The organism is Paenibacillus sp. EB106-04-04-XG159, from assembly GCF_058791835.1.
In genome coordinates, this window is sequence record NZ_JBYTDY010000002.1 from 380,332 (window position 1) to 397,510 (window position 17,179).

General features: G+C 52.7%; 15 protein-coding genes. All 15 read left to right on the top strand.

All coding sequences use genetic code 11. The annotated features are described in order from the left end of the window. The first annotated feature begins 135 nt into the window (after positions 1-135). The 15 genes from AC3WTP_RS03925 (at position 136) to rpe (ending at position 17,157) form a co-directional block, all read left to right on the top strand. Positions 136-2,058, top strand: coding sequence for a bifunctional homocysteine S-methyltransferase/methylenetetrahydrofolate reductase (locus AC3WTP_RS03925; RefSeq protein WP_492393259.1), 1,923 nt, complete (start codon positions 136-138; stop codon positions 2,056-2,058). Between the two features lie 32 nt (positions 2,059-2,090). Continuing rightward, complete coding sequence (locus AC3WTP_RS03930) at positions 2,091-2,975, top strand: YicC/YloC family endoribonuclease (RefSeq protein ID WP_492393260.1); 885 nt, start codon at positions 2,091-2,093, stop codon at positions 2,973-2,975. Between the two features lie 34 nt (positions 2,976-3,009). Continuing rightward, positions 3,010-3,270, top strand: a complete 261-nt coding sequence (gene remA / locus AC3WTP_RS03935; RefSeq protein WP_005548256.1) for an extracellular matrix/biofilm regulator RemA — start codon at positions 3,010-3,012, stop codon at positions 3,268-3,270. A 13-nt stretch (positions 3,271-3,283) separates the two neighbouring features. Continuing rightward, complete coding sequence (gene gmk, locus AC3WTP_RS03940) at positions 3,284-3,850, top strand: guanylate kinase (protein ID WP_492393261.1); 567 nt, start codon at positions 3,284-3,286, stop codon at positions 3,848-3,850. A gap of 103 nt (positions 3,851-3,953) precedes the next feature. Beyond that, positions 3,954-4,178 carry a DNA-directed RNA polymerase subunit omega gene (gene rpoZ, locus AC3WTP_RS03945; protein ID WP_492393262.1) on the top strand — a complete coding sequence of 75 codons (225 nt, stop codon included), beginning with the start codon at positions 3,954-3,956 and terminating at the stop codon, positions 4,176-4,178. A 279-nt stretch (positions 4,179-4,457) separates the two neighbouring features. Further along, entirely contained in the window at positions 4,458-5,771 is a 1,314-nt protein-coding gene (gene coaBC, locus AC3WTP_RS03950) for a bifunctional phosphopantothenoylcysteine decarboxylase/phosphopantothenate--cysteine ligase CoaBC (RefSeq protein WP_492393263.1), read from the top strand. Positions 5,772-5,808: 37 nt separating this feature from the next. Further along, on the top strand, positions 5,809-8,379 hold the full coding sequence (gene priA / locus AC3WTP_RS03955; protein ID WP_492393341.1) for a primosomal protein N': 2,571 nt from the start codon (positions 5,809-5,811) through the stop codon (positions 8,377-8,379). A gap of 106 nt (positions 8,380-8,485) precedes the next feature. Beyond that, positions 8,486-8,962: a peptide deformylase gene (def, locus tag AC3WTP_RS03960; RefSeq protein WP_492393264.1), complete on the top strand. Its 477-nt coding sequence runs from the start codon at positions 8,486-8,488 to the stop codon at positions 8,960-8,962. 4 nt (positions 8,963-8,966) lie between these two features. Continuing rightward, positions 8,967-9,905 (top strand): methionyl-tRNA formyltransferase, encoded by a 939-nt coding sequence (gene fmt, locus AC3WTP_RS03965; RefSeq protein WP_492393265.1) that lies wholly within the window; start codon positions 8,967-8,969, stop codon positions 9,903-9,905. A gap of 5 nt (positions 9,906-9,910) precedes the next feature. After that, the gene (rsmB, locus tag AC3WTP_RS03970; protein ID WP_492393342.1) at positions 9,911-11,290 is read left to right on the top strand and encodes a 16S rRNA (cytosine(967)-C(5))-methyltransferase RsmB; all 1,380 of its coding nucleotides are present in this window, start codon (positions 9,911-9,913) and stop codon (positions 11,288-11,290) included. A 249-nt stretch (positions 11,291-11,539) separates the two neighbouring features. Continuing rightward, entirely contained in the window at positions 11,540-12,586 is a 1,047-nt protein-coding gene (rlmN, locus tag AC3WTP_RS03975) for a dual-specificity RNA methyltransferase RlmN (RefSeq protein ID WP_492393266.1), read from the top strand. A 10-nt stretch (positions 12,587-12,596) separates the two neighbouring features. Beyond that, the gene (locus AC3WTP_RS03980; RefSeq protein ID WP_492393267.1) at positions 12,597-13,364 is read left to right on the top strand and encodes a Stp1/IreP family PP2C-type Ser/Thr phosphatase; all 768 of its coding nucleotides are present in this window, start codon (positions 12,597-12,599) and stop codon (positions 13,362-13,364) included. Continuing rightward, complete coding sequence (pknB, locus tag AC3WTP_RS03985; RefSeq protein WP_492393268.1) at positions 13,361-15,538, top strand: Stk1 family PASTA domain-containing Ser/Thr kinase; 2,178 nt, start codon at positions 13,361-13,363, stop codon at positions 15,536-15,538. The genes AC3WTP_RS03980 and pknB overlap by 4 nt, the downstream gene beginning before the upstream one ends. Positions 15,539-15,575: 37 nt before the next feature. Continuing rightward, positions 15,576-16,493 (top strand): ribosome small subunit-dependent GTPase A, encoded by a 918-nt coding sequence (gene rsgA, locus AC3WTP_RS03990; RefSeq protein ID WP_492393269.1) that lies wholly within the window; start codon positions 15,576-15,578, stop codon positions 16,491-16,493. A gap of 1 nt (position 16,494) precedes the next feature. Further along, on the top strand, positions 16,495-17,157 hold the full coding sequence (gene rpe, locus AC3WTP_RS03995; protein ID WP_492393270.1) for a ribulose-phosphate 3-epimerase: 663 nt from the start codon (positions 16,495-16,497) through the stop codon (positions 17,155-17,157). Positions 17,158-17,179 lie beyond the last annotated feature (22 nt).

The window sequence follows — 17,179 nt, forward strand, 5'->3', positions numbered from 1 at the left end:
CCATACACCAAATGGAATTGTGATGCTATAATGATGAACTAACTGGAATATAAAGGCGCCCCGAAAGGGCGCTTTTTATTCAACCTTTATTCATAGTCTTGCTATCATACATACACATAGAACGGGGGAGTTGGAATGGGAGAGATTGTCACCTCATCATTAAGAGAAGCAGTTCGCAGCGGTATTATTGTTGGCGACGGAGCAATGGGGACATATTTATATCAGATGGGATATCCAGTTGGAATCTCATACGAAGAATTGAACATTAGCAACCCCGATGTCATTCGTGGAATTCATCGAGAGTATGTAGATGCAGGCGCTCAATTGCTGGAAACGAACACGTTTACTGCGAATCGGGTCAAGCTGGCTAAGCATAATCTAGCCGACAAGGTTCAAGAGATTAACCGTGCCGGTGTACGTCTCGCTCGCGAGGCTGCTGCTGGAAAGGCATATGTAATCGGTGCTCTCGGCTCCATTCGTGCAGGTAAATGGGAAAACATCGATACCTCCGAAGTGACGCGAGATTATGAGGAACAGTTGTCCGCTATGCTGGAGGAAGGCGTCGACGGCATCATGTTCGAAACCTTCTACGATCTAGAGGAGATGCTGCTGGCGCTGCGCATCGCGCGCAGACTGGATGCTGACGTCCCTACGATATGCCAATTCGCGGTTGAGGAAACGGAGCGCACGAAGGATGGCTTCTCACTGGTAGAAGCATTTCGTATCCTGCGGCATGAAGGCGCGGATATCGTTGGCTTGAATTGCCGAATGGGTCCTAACGGCATCCTTCGCGCAATTGAAACATTAAAGCCGCATGTGCATATGCCGATGTCGGCATTTCCAAACGCAGGTTTGCCGGACTATGTGGACGGCCGCTACAACTTCGTAGCGACTGCAGAATATATGGCTGACAGCGCGATTCGCTTCGCGAAGAGCGGCGCGCGCTTAATCGGGGGCTGCTGCGGTACGACGCCGGATCATATTCGCGCGATTGCGAATGCGCTGAAGACGGTTGATCCCGCGGAGCTGCCTGTCATAGAAGGAAAGCCTGATTCCGTAGACAGCGGTGAGCTGGACTTGTTGACAGAGCGAATTCTTCATGAAGGCAATCGCCCGTCTGCTCCTGTAAGCATACTTGGTGAAACGATCGTGGATATCGTCAAGCAGCGGCATACCGTTATCGTTGAGCTGGACCCGCCGCGTGATCTGGACATCGCGAAGTTCATGAAAGGTGTAGAAGTGCTGAAGGCTGCTGGCGCGGACGCGGTTACGCTGGCTGATAATTCGCTCGCCGTAACGCGGATGAGCAATATGGCGCTTGGCGCATTAATGCAGCAGAAGGCAGGAGTACGTCCGCTCATTCATATTGCTTGCCGAGACCGCAACTTGATCGGTACGCAATCTCATATGATGGGACTGGACGCGCTTGGCATAGATCATGTGCTTGCTGTAACTGGCGACCCTGCTCGTTTCGGCGATCTGCCTGATTCCAGCTCTGTATACGATTTGACCTCATTTGAAATGATTCGGATGATCAAGCAGTTGAACAGCGGCGTAGCGTTCTCTGGCAAGCCCTTAAAGCAGAATGCTCGTTTCATGGTAGGCGCGGCTTTTAATCCGAATGTTAAATATCTGGAGAAAGCAATCGGCCGCTTGCACCGCAAGGTGGAAGCAGGTGCTGATTATGTTATGACCCAGCCGATATATGATATCGAATTGATCGAACGATTGGCTGAGATGACGAAGGAAGTCTCGATTCCTATATTTGTAGGCATTATGCCGCTGGCGAGCGGGCGCAACGCGGAGTACTTGCACAATGAGGTTCCAGGGATCCAATTGTCCGATGAAGTGCGGGCTCGGATGAAGGGACTTGAAGGTGAACAAGGCCGCGCGGAAGGCGTTAAGATCGCAAAAGAGCTGATCGATGCGGTGATGAAACATTTTAACGGCATTTATCTGATGACTCCATTTATGTTCTATGAGATGACAGCGGATCTCACATCATATGTTTGGCAAAAAGCGGAACGCCCAGCAGACCCCTTGTTTCATCAAACATAATCAATTAAAATAGAACAATGGATGTGGTTCCCATGGTTTACAGTATGACCGGATATGGTCAATCCGCTAAAGAGATAGGCGGATATAAGATTAGCATTGAAATGAAATCCGTAAACCATCGATACAGCGAGATCGTATTCCGTATGCCCCGTGAGTGGGCGTGTTTCGAGGATCGCTTACGCCGTATCGTGCAGAATCAGCTCAAGCGCGGTCGTGTCGATGTGTTTATTAACAAAGAGCGTGAAGCGGAATCGACAAGTGTTGTTGAAGTGAACTTGCAGGTAGTGGAAGCTTACATGCAAGCTGCTGACCAGCTGCGTCAGAAATACGGCATGACCGGGACGGTTGAAATTAATCAACTGCTCAGCCTGCCGGATGTAATGACCGTGCGAGAAGAAGCAAACTGGTCAGAGGAACAACTGGAAGCTTGTTTAGTTGAAGGGTTGACAGAAGCTTTGGACGGTTTGTGTCGTATGCGTGCTCAAGAAGGAAGTCATTTGAAGCAGGATACGGAGAAACGTTTGCTCAGAGTTGAGGATATCCTTGCGGAACTGGTGAAGTGGGCACCCGAAGTTGTTGCAGAATATCGGGTGAAACTTAAGCAACGCTTGGAACAACTGTCAGAGCAGCATCTTACTTTCGATGACACGAAGTTCGGCATGGAGGTTGCACTCTTTGCGGAACGCTCCAACATCGATGAGGAATTAACGCGGCTGAAGAGTCATATCCAGCAGTTCAACCAACTGCTTTCCAGTCAGGAACCGATTGGTCGCAAGCTGGACTTCCTAATTCAAGAGATGAACCGTGAGACTAATACAATCGGCTCTAAGGCAAATCATCTCGAGCTTGTGAACCGGGTCGTGGACATGAAGGCCGAGTTAGAGAAAATACGCGAGCAAGTCGCGAACATGGAGTAACAATGGAGCGCTCGAAACAAGAGGAGGGCCAGTAATGGCGATTAAACTGATTAACATCGGTTTCGGCAACATCGTATCCGCCAACCGTATCATCTCGATCGTAAGTCCGGAATCGGCGCCGATCAAACGAATTATTCAAGAAGCACGTGACCGTCATATGCTGATAGACGCAACATATGGACGCCGCACGCGCGCCGTCATCATTACAGATAGTGATCATGTCATTCTATCAGCGGTTCAGCCGGAGACGGTAGCGCATCGTCTATCGACGAAGGATGACGACAACGACGAATAACATGGAGATGCAGATGAAGAAGGGGTTATTAATTGTGCTTTCAGGACCTTCCGGCGTGGGCAAGGGAACGGTATGCAAAGCACTTATGAAGAAAACATCGAATTTGATTTATTCCGTATCGGCTACGACACGTCAGCCGCGTCTCGGTGAAATCGATGGCGTCAATTACTTCTTTAAGACTCGCGAGCAGTTTATGCAGATGATTGAAGACGACCAGATGCTGGAGTATGCGGAGTATGTCGGCAATTATTATGGAACGCCGCGCGGATTCGTTGAGGAGACGCTGGCCAAGGGCCAAGATATTATTCTAGAGATCGAAGTACAAGGCGCGCTTAAGGTGAAAGAGAAGTTTCCGGAAGGGGTCTTTATCTTCCTGCTTCCTCCTTCTCTGGACGAGCTGAAGGATCGGATTCAAGGCCGAGGTACTGAGAATGACACGGTGATCGATCATCGCATGAACGCTGCTGTCGAAGAGATCGCGATGATGGAGCGTTACGATTATGCAGTCGTTAACGATGAAATCGATCATGCTTGTCGAAGTATAGAAAGTATCATAATTGCCGAACATTGTAAAATTTAGGGTGTTGGCAACCGGTTTATGAGGCGCACTGAATAAGTGTGCCTTCTGAACGTCGTGTAGCTGTATGATTAGCGGTAGACTATATGTGAAGGGATGCGAATGTATGTTATATCCATCTATTGATGAATTGGTGAAGAAGACTGACAGCAAGTACTCACTCGTCGTGGCGGCTTCCCGTCGCGCGCGTCAGCTGCGTGAAGGAGATCGCACAGAACTCCATCATCCCAAGTCACATAAGTATGTAGGCATGGCATTAGAAGAAATCTACGATGAGCTTATCCTTATCGAACAGCAGCCTGAGCTGCAAGAAGAAGCAGAACAGCAATAGCAACGTCAGGCATCGCGTATTGAATCCAACGGATTCGATAGGCGATGCTCTCATATTACAGTAATTTAATCGTTATGTGATTGAGTTTATGTCCGCTTAACAGCGCGCATAGGGTAAGACCTGCTCGTGACGGTGAGATTTCGGGTTAGTAACTAACAACCGTGAGGTTGTTCTTTTTTTCGATTGCGATTATGTGTAGTTCAACAATTATATAGATGTTACTGCAGTACTTGCTAAGATACGTGAAGGATTACATATAGATGTGAAAGGCGGGAGCATATGTTACACGGGAAAACGATCGTGCTTGGCATAACCGGAGGGATCGCGGCATATAAGGCTGCGGCGCTATGCAGTAAATTAAAGCAGGCGGGTGCTCACGTACATGTCATTATGACGAGGAGCGCAACGCAGTTTATCTCGGAATTGACGTTGCAGACGCTATCGCGCAATCCGGTGTATACGGACACATTTGATGAACGTGACGCTTCCGTCGTCTCGCATATCGATCTGGCTGACAGCGCGGATCTGTTTATCATTGCGCCAGCTACAGCAAATATGATCGCTAAGATGACCTATGGCTTAGCTGATGACATGCTGTCTACGACGCTTCTCGCTACGACAGCGCCAATTATGGTTGCGCCGGCCATGAATGTTCACATGTATGCTCATCCTGCTGTGCAGCACAATATGCAGCTGCTTGGTGAGCGCGGAGTCATGATGATTGAGCCTGGCGAAGGTCTGCTGGCGTGCGGCTATACAGGTAAGGGGCGTCTCGCAGAGCCAGAGCATATTGTGGCTGAGGTCGAGCGTTTCTTTGACTTGGGCGAAGCGAAATACCGAGAAAGTCTACTCTCGGGATGTACATGTGCCGAGGTGAAGCAGGAAACAAATATAGCGGCTCAAGCTGGAGAAGAGACTAGCCGTGCGCTTGCTGGAAGGTCTGTAATCGTTACGGCTGGCGGAACGATTGAGCGAATTGATCCTGTTCGATATATAACGAATGATTCTTCCGGGAAGATGGGCTTCGCCATAGCTGCAGCAGCGCGCGATATGGGCGCTGATGTTACGCTGATCGCAGGTCAGACTCAGGTGACGCCGCCGGAAGGCGTACAAGTTATCCGCATTGAGTCTGCACAAGATATGCATCAAGCGGTGATGGAACGCTACGGATCGTCTGATCTAGTTGTTATGGCAGCAGCAGTAGCTGATTACCGGCCAACAGTGCGTGCCGATAAGAAGATTAAGAAGAACGACGCGAAGCTTGTTATTGAGCTTGAGCGCAATCCCGATATTCTGTCTGCTCTAGGCGAGAAGAAGCAGCATCAATTTCTGATCGGCTTCGCAGCTGAGACGGATCATGTTGAGCAGTACGCGATGGATAAGCTTAAGCGGAAGAAATGCGATCTTATCGTCGCCAACGATGTTTCACGCGAGGATGCGGGCTTTGGCACAGATACGAATGAAGTGCTCATATTCGATGCGAACGGCTTGGTTGAAGGGATATCCTTAACGAGCAAGCAGACGATAGGGAAGCGTATCTTGAAGCTCGCGGTCGCCAGGATGAGCAGTGAGGTGCATCCGATTGAATCCTAATTCGGATTGGTTCGCAGATTGGGACGATTCACCTTCGATTCAGCTTGATGTCAGACCTAAAGCTCATAACTGGGGGGATGCGCCGTTATTGGCGCGTGTTATCGTAGATGTGCCGAGCAAGCAGACGAATCGACCGTTTGATTATGTGGTGCCTGAAGATATGCAGGCATGGATCGAGATCGGCAGCCGGGTAGGTGTCCCCTTTGGACCACGGACGGTACAAGGGTTCGTTATCGGCTTCGTAACCGAGACGGACATTCCGCTGAAGAAGCTGAAGCCGATACAACAGCTGCTTGATCTTGTTCCTCCGCTGCCGCCGGATCTTGTTATGTTGGCGGAGTGGATGAGCGCGCGCTATATATGCACGCATACAGCAGCGCTGCAATCTATGATCCCGAGCGCGCTCAAGGGCAAGAGCGAGAAGGCGATCATTCTTGGGGATCAGGCGCTGAGCGGTGAAGTGGATCTGATCGGCTGGCTGCAGCAGCATAAGCTTGAAGAGCCGGCAGTGAGACGGTTGCTGCATTATGTTCAAGAGAACCAACCGGTACCAGCAGATAAGCTGCTGCAAGCATTTCCGCATGCGGTGCACACGTTGAAGACTGCGCTGCAGGCAGGCTGGCTGCTTGAGACTGAGCATATTAAGGATCGTATCGGCGTTAAGAAGCTGAAGCGGGTTACGCTGAATATGGAGCCTAAGGAAGCGGAGCGTTACTCAGCGGGCTTAAAGGCGAAGCGACAGCAGGAAGTCATCGAGATGCTGCTCGCCTTCGGGGGCGAGATGCCGCTTAAGGACTTGAATGCGACCGCCGTAAAGGCGCTAGCGGACAAGGGCGTTGTGACGATCGATGACTTCGAGGTGCTTCGCGATCCGTATGCGGATAAGCGGTTTAAACCGACCGAACCGCTCGAATTGACGGAGGAGCAGCACCAGGTGTTTAGCCAACTGGTAGAAGCGCTGGATGCGGGAGTGCCGAAGTCTTTCCTGCTGAGAGGTGTGACGGGTAGCGGCAAGACCGAAGTTTATATGCAATCGATTGACCGCTGCTTGAAAATGGATCGTGAGGCGATCGTGCTCGTTCCAGAAATATCGCTGACTCCGCAGATGGTTGAGCGCTTCAAGGGAAGGTTCGGCTCCAAGGTTGCTGTGCTTCACAGCCGACTATCGCAAGGCGAGCGCTATGATGAATGGCGCAAGATTCGCGAAGGACGCGTGCAGGTGGCGATCGGCGCGCGGTCTGCGGTGTTTGCACCGTTTCGTCGAATCGGTCTGATTATTATAGATGAAGAGCATGAAACGTCCTATAAGCAGGAAGAAACACCGAAATATCATGCCCGTGACGTCGCGATTGAACGCGCGCGCCAGCATGATGCTGTCGTCGTGCTGGGGTCGGCGACGCCGTCGATGGAGACGTACTACGCGGCGAAGATGTACGACTATCAAGGCGCAGCACAGGGGCTTGAGGCTCCGAGCTGGAGTCTTGCGCCGCTCATGATGCCGAGCCGAGTAGGCGCTAGAGAGCTGCCGCCGGTTACGATCGTCGATATGCGCGAACAGCTGAAGGCGGGCAACCGTTCGATGTTCAGCATGGAGCTCGAAGCCGCGCTGGAGCAGCGGCTGGAACGCGGCGAGCAAACGGTGCTCCTGCTTAACCGCCGCGGCTACTCGACGTTCGTGATGTGCAGAACTTGCGGCTTTGTGGCGCAATGTCCCGAGTGTGATATCTCACTCACGTATCATATGAAGAAAGAGCATCTGCGCTGTCATTATTGCGGCTATACGGAGCGTGCGCCGTCCGTCTGCCCTTCCTGTGAGAGCGAGCATATCCGCTTCTTCGGCACAGGGACGCAGCGGGTTGAAGAGCAGCTGGCGCGCCGATTCCAAGGCATTCGCGTGATTCGAATGGATGTGGATACGACGACGGAGAAAGGCTCGCATGAGCGGATGCTCGATCAATTCCGACAGCGGCGCGCGGATGTGCTGCTCGGCACCCAGATGGTGGCGAAGGGGCTCGATTTCCCATACGTGACGCTCGTTGGCGTGATCGCTGCCGATTCTGCGCTGCATATGCCGGATTTCCGCGCGGCGGAGAAAACGTTCCAGCTCCTGACCCAGGTGGCGGGACGCGCCGGCAGGCATCATCTGCCAGGCGAGGTCATCGTGCAGACCTATGCGCCGGAGCACTATTCCATCATGCATGCATCGCAGCACGATTATACGACCTTTGCGTCCGAGGAGCTGCGCCACCGCCGCGTTCAGATGGTACCGCCGTTCTGCCGGCTGGCGCTCATCACGATGACGCATGAGCAGCTTCCGCTGCTTGTGCGCGCGGCCGAGAATGCGGTGCTGCGCATCAAGGAGCTCGCGGACCGCAAGGGGTGGCTGCGGCCGCTGCAGAGCTCAGCGCACGCGGTCGATGTGTTCGGCCCGGTCGCATCGCCAATTCCACGCATTAAGAACAAGTATCGATTCCAATGCGTGGTGAAATGCCGCGGCGACATCGACCTGTCGGCTTTGATGGCGGAAGCGATGGAGACGCTGGAGCCGATGTCGCGCGAGCAGAAGGTGCTGTTCAGCGTAGATATGGATCCGCAGATGATGATGTAGGATGGCACAAACGGTGTATTTATTATAAAACAGCGTTATAGAAGAATAATGTCTGTTCACAGGCAATCGTATATTAAACAATCATAGTTAGAGGATGGTGCCCATAATGGCGATACGAGTAATTGTAATTGAGCCGGACCCGGTCCTGCATGAGGTGGCGAAGGAAGTTACGAAATTCAATGCGAATCTGCATAAGCTCCTGGATGACATGGCGGATACGATGTACTTCGCCGAAGGAGTAGGCCTCGCAGCTCCACAGATCGGCATATTGAAGCGAGTCATTGTGGTTGATGTTGGGGATGACAACGGCTTGATCGAGATGGTGAACCCGGTCATGATCGAGCATGAAGGAGAGCAGCTCGGACCTGAAGGCTGCTTGAGCATTCCTGGAATTAACGGCGATGTGCGCCGCCACAAGAAGATTAAAGTACGCGGTATGGATCGCTACGGCAAGACGTTTGAGATGGTTGCCGAGGATTTCCTCGCGCGTGCGTTCCAGCATGAGATTGACCATTTGAACGGTGTGCTGTTCACGTCGATTGCAGACAGCGTATATGAAATAGATATGCAAGACAAGGAGTAATCGAATGACAAAAATAGTATTTATGGGTACACCGCAGTTCGCGGTGCCTGTTCTGCAGATGCTGCTTGATGAAGGCTATGAAGTAGCCGCGGTCGTCACGCAGCCGGATCGTCCAGTTGGACGCAAGCGTGTCCTTACCCCAACGCCTGTGAAGGCGTTGGCTCTTGAGCATGGATTAACGGTATGGCAGCCGGAGAAGCTGCGTACGTCCGAAACCGTGCAGGATATTCAGGCATTGTCGCCGGACCTGATCGTGACGGCGGCGTACGGCCAGATTCTGCCGAAGGCGGTGCTCGATGTGCCGCGCTACGGCTGCATTAATGTTCACGGCTCGCTTCTGCCCGCATACCGCGGAGGAGCGCCGATTCAACGTTCGATCATCAATGGCGAGCCGAAGACGGGCGTGACCATTATGTATATGGCTGAAGGCATGGATACAGGCGATATGATTAGCCGGGTCGAGGTTCCGATCACGGATGCCGATAACGCAGGCACGATGTTTGAGAAGCTGAGCTTCGAAGGCTCCGAGCTGCTGCGACGCACGCTGCCGGAGCTGCTTGCGGGCAGCATTACAGCTGAGCAGCAGGATCACGAGGCGGCAACTTACGCGCCCAACCTGAAGCGTGAGGATGAACGTCTCGATTGGAGCCGCACCTCACGCGAGCTGTTCAATCAAGTCCGCGGCCTAGTGCCGTATTCCGGAGCCTTCACGACGTGGAACGATGAAGTGTTAAAAGTATGGGCGACGAAGCTGCCTGCTGCTCCAGCGCAAAGCGATCAACAGCCGGGAACTGTGCTGTCCGTAAGCGAGCAGGGAATTGAAGTGAAGACGGGTGACAGCTCGCTGCTGTTGACCGAAGTACAGCCGGCTGGCAAGAAGGCGATGCCTGTTCAAGAATTTATGCGCGGCGGCAAGCTGGAAGCCGGGACGGTGCTACTGTGAGCCGCATGGAACCGCAACAACGAACACGGCGTAAAACCGCTCGCGAAGTTGCGCTAGAGGTGCTGGTGCAGGTAGATAAGGAAGGCTCTTACAGCAATCTGCAGCTGAATGAGGCGCTCAAGTCATCCAATCTGGAGCGTGTGGATGCCGCATTAGCGACAGAACTGGTGTATGGCACAATTCAGCGGATGTATACGATAGATGGCGTACTGGAACGCAAAGTTGCAAAGGGGATCGCCAAGTTGAAGCCCTGGATGCGTAATCTGCTGCGCATGAGCTTGTACCAGCTGCATTATCTGGACCGCATTCCAGATCATGCGGCGGTAAATGAAGCGGTAGCGATCGCCAAGCGCCGCGGCCAGCAGTCGATGGGCGGCTTCGTTAACGGCGTCCTGCGCGGTGTGATGCGTGAGCCGGAGGTGTGGAATGTGCCTGCGGATGCTTCTCCCACCGCGAGAATCGCTTGGGAAGAGTCGCATCCGGAGTGGCTCGTTGCCCGCTGGCTGAAGACATACGGCGAAGCGGACACAGAGGAGATGTGTGCGGCGAATAATGAAGCGCCGCATGCGAGCGCGCGCGTGAATCGCACGCGTGCTGTTCGCGACGAGCTGCTCGCCGAGATGAGAGCGGCAGGGCTCTATGTTCAGCCCTCTGCTCTCAGCGCAGACGGCGTCGTTGCGGGCGGAGCAGGCAACCTGGCGCTGACTGATTGGTACCGCACGGGCAAGCTGTCCGTGCAGGACGAGAGCTCCATGCTCGTTGTCGAGGCGGTTCGCCCTGCGGCAGGCATGCGCGTGCTGGACTGCTGCGCTGCGCCCGGCGGCAAGACAATGCACATCGCCGAGCGAATGGGCTGCGAGGGCGAGGTCATCGCGAATGACGTGCATGCGCACAAGGTCAAGCTTATTCAGGATCAAGCCGACCGCTTAGGCTTATCCTGCATCCGAACGATGAATGAGGATGCGCTGAATCTGACCGATCGGCTGGAGCCTGCTTCATTCGACGTCGTGCTGCTGGATGCGCCATGCACAGGCTTCGGCGTCATTCGCCGCAAGCCGGATCTGAAGTGGCGCAAGCGTCCGGAGGATGTGTCTTCCATCGCCGCGCTTCAAGCTGAGCTGATTGAAGAAGCGGCGAAGCTGGTCAAGCCGGACGGCAGGCTCGTCTACTCTACTTGTACAGTAGAACGGGAAGAGAATGAAGACGTCGTCGAGCGATTCGTTAAGCAGCATCCCGATTGGAAGCTGGATGAGAGCTGGAAGAACGCGCTGCCGCAGGACAAGCTGTCGGCTGCACTGGCGCGAAGCAAGCCTGGCATGCTGCAGGTGCTGCCGCATGACGGAGATTCGGACGGCTTCTTTATCGCTTGCTTAACGAGAGCCTAGCGGATTCAATCCTATATAGCCACGTGAATATAACCCGCGTCCTCTGCAGTCGAGCGTGTAGATCCGGCTGTAAGACGCGGGTTATTTGTGTGTTGGAACTGGCAAGCTAACTATTAATGAATTCCTGATCATGATGGATAAAGTACAAACTTTATGCATGACAGCCAATTGTGGTAAAATAGATCAAATGCACAATTCTTATTGTCCATAATGAAGTATATTCTGAAAGATAGGCGCGTGAATGAACAGATGAAACCATTTATATATGACCTAACGTATGATCAGCTCCAGACTTGGATCAAGGAGCAGGGAGAACCCGTATTTCGCGCGGGACAGATCTTTGATTGGATCTACGTGAAGCGAGTTACAGACTTCGACCAGATGTCGAACCTGTCGAAGCAGCTGCGTGATAAGCTGAAGGAGCATTTTCAATTCGTAACACTCAAGGAAATTACACATATGAAATCCTCCGATGGAACGATTAAGTTCTTGTTCGGTCTTCACGATGACCATGCCATTGAGACGGTTGTCATGAGGCATGATTACGGCAACAGCGTGTGTGTCACGACGCAGGTAGGCTGCCGAGTCGGCTGTACCTTCTGCGCGTCTACGCTCGGGGGGTTGAAACGCAATCTGACAGCAGGCGAGATCGTAGCGCAAGTCGTAGCTGCCCAGAAAATATTGGATGAAACAAATGAGCGTGTGAGCAGTATCGTCATTATGGGAACAGGCGAGCCGTTTGAGAATTATGACGCGACGATGGCCTTCCTGCGCGTTATGATTCATGAGAAGGGTTTGAACATCGGACAACGTCATATAACGGTATCGACCAGCGGCATCGTACCTAGCATCTATAAGTTCGCTGAAGAGAACACACAGATTAATCTGGCGATCTCGATTCATGCGCCGAACGATAAGCTGCGCTCGAAGCTGATGCCGGTCAATCGCCGCTTTCCGTTCGAGGATGTTATGCTTGCCCTGAAGCATTATCAAGAGAAGACAGGCCGCCGCATCACGTTCGAGTACGCATTAATAGGCGGTGTGAACGATCAGGTGGAGCATGCGGAAGAACTGGCGGATGTGCTGAAACGAATGGAAATGATCGCTCACGTCAATCTGATTCCGGTCAATTACGTTCCAGAACGCAATTACGTCCGCACACCGCGCAATGAGATATTTAAGTTTCACCGCACGCTAGTCGACAAAGGCATTAACTCAACAATCCGTCGCGAGCAAGGCCATGATATTGCCGCTGCGTGCGGACAATTGCGAGCTAAGCATATGGAATCCAAATGAGGTGAGTCGTATGAAAGCAGTGCATCGTTCCGACGTTGGACGAGTACGCGCTGTCAATGAGGACCGCGCCTATTCGGCCAAGCTGCCGAATGGTTACACGTTAGCTATTGTGGCTGACGGCATGGGTGGACATCAAGCCGGGGATATTGCCAGCCGATTGGCGGTAGAAACCGTCATCCAGGAGCTGGCTGTACTGCCGGAGGACTTGGCGCGCGAAGAGCGGGCGCAAGCAGTGAAGCAAGCTATACTGCGAGCCAATGATACGATCTACCATATCGCATCCCAAGATGAGAAGTACAATCAGATGGGAACAACTATTGTTACCGCGCTGTTATCAGATCGGGAAGTAGCGCTTGGTCATATCGGCGACAGCCGAGCCTACTTGATTAATCGCGGAGGCATTCGTCAATTGACTGAGGATCATTCACTTGTGCACGAGCTTCTGAAGTCTGGGCAGATAACTCCGGCAGAAGCAGAGCGCCATCCGCGCCGCAATGTGCTGATTCGCGCGTTAGGAACGGATAAAGAAGTGAAGGTTGATATGAATGAGGCGCATCTTGAAGCAGGCGATATATTGCTGTTATGCAGTGATGGCCTGACGAATATGATCAATACCGATACGATGTGGTCCACTGTGATTGATCCTTCGCTGCCGCTCGAAGTGATAGCGGATCGTCTGATCGGTCAAGCGATTGATGCAGGCGGAGATGACAACATCTCGGTCATTCTTGTCCAGCCCCATGAATCAGACCTTGAGAAAGAGGGGTGTGACTCTTGATTGGGACTATCTTAGTGGGCAGATATGAAATATTGGAGCGCGTAGGCGGAGGCGGCATGGCCTTAGTCTATAAGGCGCTCGATCGACTTCTGAATCGATACGTAGCGGTGAAGGTGCTGCGTCAGCAATTCGTGCATGATGAAGAATTCATTCGGCGTTTTGGTCGCGAAGCGCAGTCGGCTGCATCCTTGTCGCATCCGAATGTAGTTAGCATTTATGATGTCGGGCGGGAAGATGATATTCATTTTATCGTTATGGAATATATCGAAGGACGCAACCTGAACGAGATCATTAAGGAGCGAGCGCCGCTGCAAGCTGATGAATCGGTGCGCATTGCGATTCAGATCTGTGACGCGCTCGATCACGCTCATCACAATAATATCATTCATCGGGACATTAAGCCCCACAACATATTGATAGGCAACAACGGACGTGTGAAGGTAACCGACTTCGGTATCGCGCGCGCTGTCACGTCCTCAACTATTACGCAGACAGGCTCTGTACTCGGTTCTGTGCACTATTTTTCACCTGAGCACGCGAAGGGCGTTTCTACTGGCGAGAAGTCAGACTTATACTCGCTTGGCATCGTGCTGTACCAGATGGTGACGGGAAAGCTACCGTTCTTGGGAGAAAGCCCGATCAGCGTGGCTTTAAAGCATTTGCAGGAGCCGTTTGAGGAGCCTCGACTGGTGAATCCGCTCATTCCGCAAAGTGTGGAGAATGTCATTCTCAAGTCGATGCGCAAGAATCCGTCTGAACGTTATCAGTCGGCTAAAGAAATGCTGGACGACCTGGAAACTTGTCTGCAGCAGGATCGGCTTTATGAACCGAAGATATCGTTTGCGCACGCAGCTTCCTTCGACGACGATCAGGAAACGCGCGTCATGCCTGCGATCAGGGAACAGGAGGAGCCACGCATACCAGTCGGAAGATCTGGCGTTGCTGGCACTGCTTATGCGGCTGGCGGCGCGTCAATGCACAGCCCTCGTGAACGATCAACTGGCGGTGGAGGTGCTCAGCCTCCGCATAAGTCGGAGGATCCTCAGAAGAAGTGGGTCAAGCCTACAATCTGGATAACAGCGACGCTCGTACTATTAGGAATTATGATCGGTGTTGTCTTTTATGTGAAAGCCTTGCTGGATGTGAAAGAGGTCAAGGTTCCTAACCTCGTACACATGACCGAGCAGCAGGCGAAAGAGGAGCTCGCGAAGTGGAAGCTGGAAGTTGAATTGCCGATCATCCGTGAGCCTAAAGAAGGCTTTGAAAAAGGTGTTGTCTTCGAACAAGGTAAAGCTCCGGATTCCATGGTTAAGGAAGGTTCCAGCATTAAGCTGTACGTGAGTGAAGGCGAACCAAAGAAGGCCATGCTCGAACTTAAAGGTTTGTCTTACGATGATGCGGTTGCTAAGCTGGAAGAGCTCGGCGTGGAGCGTACACGAATCAACTCTGAGCCCGTATTCGATGACGAGGCAGCGCCAGATATGGTCGTCGACACAATGCCTGCTGCCGGTGCGAAGTTTGACCCTAAGACGGATACGGTCAAGCTGATGGTCAGCAAAGGTCCTGAACCTTTCAGCATGCCGAGTCTAGTCGATAAAACAGAAGCTGAAGCGCTCGCAGCACTTGAGAAGAACGGATTGAAGCTGGCGAAGGACGGCATTATTCGAGAACCGAGCTACCGCCCTGAGGGCGTAGTTATAGACCAGAAGCCGTATGAGCCGAATGATCCAGTGATGAAGGGCTCGGAAGTGATGATATATGTAAGCTCCGGTTACCCTCCTGAAGCGTTGAAATACACGTTTACGCTGCCTGTCGCTCCGATAGAAGAAGGCAAAGAAACGGAGATCCGCATCGAGATTTCCGATGCGCGCGGCGAGAAGCAGGATGGCGGCAAGCAGAAGATTACGACGTCTAGTGTATTCGGGGTAAATCTGGTTTTGGCTCCAGATAAGGATGCTGTGGTATCGGTATACCGTAACGGAGAATTCTTCGACGCGTACCCGATTAGGTACAGTGATGCGAAGCAAGGGACAGTTCCTATACCTCAAGTCAATCCTGTCGATACTGAACCTGTAACAGAACCGGAGCCAGGCAATCAAGATGGCGAAGGAACAGATCCAGGCACTCCGTCAGAAGGTGAAGGGGAAGGAACCCAAGGAGGGGGAGAAGGATGAACTTGATTAGTAGACATCAGTCCTTGGAGGTAAATGCATGCCGCATGGGATAATTGTTAAAGCATTGAGCGGCTATTATTATGTGCAGCCGGATGGGCAGAGGATAGAGGATGCGGTTCAATGCCGTGCTCGCGGTATATTCAAGAAGAAAGGCGTGTCCCCGCTGGTCGGGGACCGCGTCGTGTATTCCATGACGGATAACGGCGAAGGAACGGTTGAGGAGATTGCTCCGCGATCATCAGAGCTCATTCGACCGCCGATTGCGAACGTGGGTCTGGCACTGCTGGCATTTTCCGTGCTGGAGCCGGACTTCAATATTCAATTGCTGGACAAGTTCCTCGTACATATCGAGCACGCGGGGCTGGACGCTGTTATCGTCTTAACAAAATGGGACATCGCAGAGCGTCAGCATGGCGAGCAGGCTGATAAGCTGATTGCTGAGCTTGAACGGCAGATCGAGCTGTATCGCGGTATCGGTTATGAGGTCATTGTAACAAGCGCGAAAGCGGGCACAGGCTATGAACGACTGCAGGATAGACTCTCGCATGATATCAGCGTGTTTGCCGGTCAATCCGGTGTAGGCAAGTCTTCATTGCTTAACGCGATGCTTCCCGGATCAGGGCTCGAGACGAATGCCATTAGTCATCGTCTAGGGCGAGGCAAGCATACGACCCGGCATGTCGAGCTGCTTGCGCTCCCGAACGGCGGCTATATCGCGGATACACCGGGCTTCAGCCAGCTGGACTTTCTTGAGCTTGGCGTCGAGCAGCTGAGTGACTGCTTCCGCGAATTTCGCGAGCTGTCAGGACAATGTAAGTTTAGAGGCTGCGCGCATATTCATGAGCCGGGCTGTCGAGTGAAGGAAGCGCTGGAGTCTGGGAGCATAGCGGAATCGCGCTACCGTCATTACACGCTCTTCATGGAAGAGATGAAAGACAAGAAGCGGAGGTACTGACATGATACGTATTGCACCATCGATATTGTCGGCTGATTTTGCGCGTCTTGGCGAAGAAGTTGCAGATGTGGAACACGGAGGTGCCGACTGGATCCATATTGACGCAATGGACGGCCGATTTGTACCGAACCTGACGTTTGGACCTCTCGCTGTCTCGGCTGTGCGTCCACATACGAAGCTGACGCTGGATGTGCACTTGATGATCGTTGAGCCGGAGCGCTATATTGAGGATTTCGCAAGAGCGGGTGCCGACATTATAACAGTTCACGCTGAGGCGTGTCCTCATCTGCATCGTGTTATCTGTCAGATCAAGGAAAGCGGCGCGAAGGCAGGGGTAGCGCTAAACCCGCATACGCCTCTGTCAATCATTGAAGAAGTGCTGCCTGATCTGGATCTTGTGCTTATTATGACCGTCAACCCTGGCTTCGGTGGACAGAGCTTTATCGCGAATTCGGTCGATAAGGTTCGCCGACTGCGCGAGCTCGCGGATGCACGCGGATGCCATGACCTCTTCATCGAGGTGGATGGCGGTATAACGTCTCAGACTGCCCCTGCGATTGCAGCGGCAGGAGCTAATGTTCTTGTTGCTGGCAGCGCTGTATTTGGCGCTCAGGACCGCTCTAAGGCGATATCGGCGATCAGGGAAGCGGCGTCGGGCAAGTAGTATGATCGGCCATACAACATAG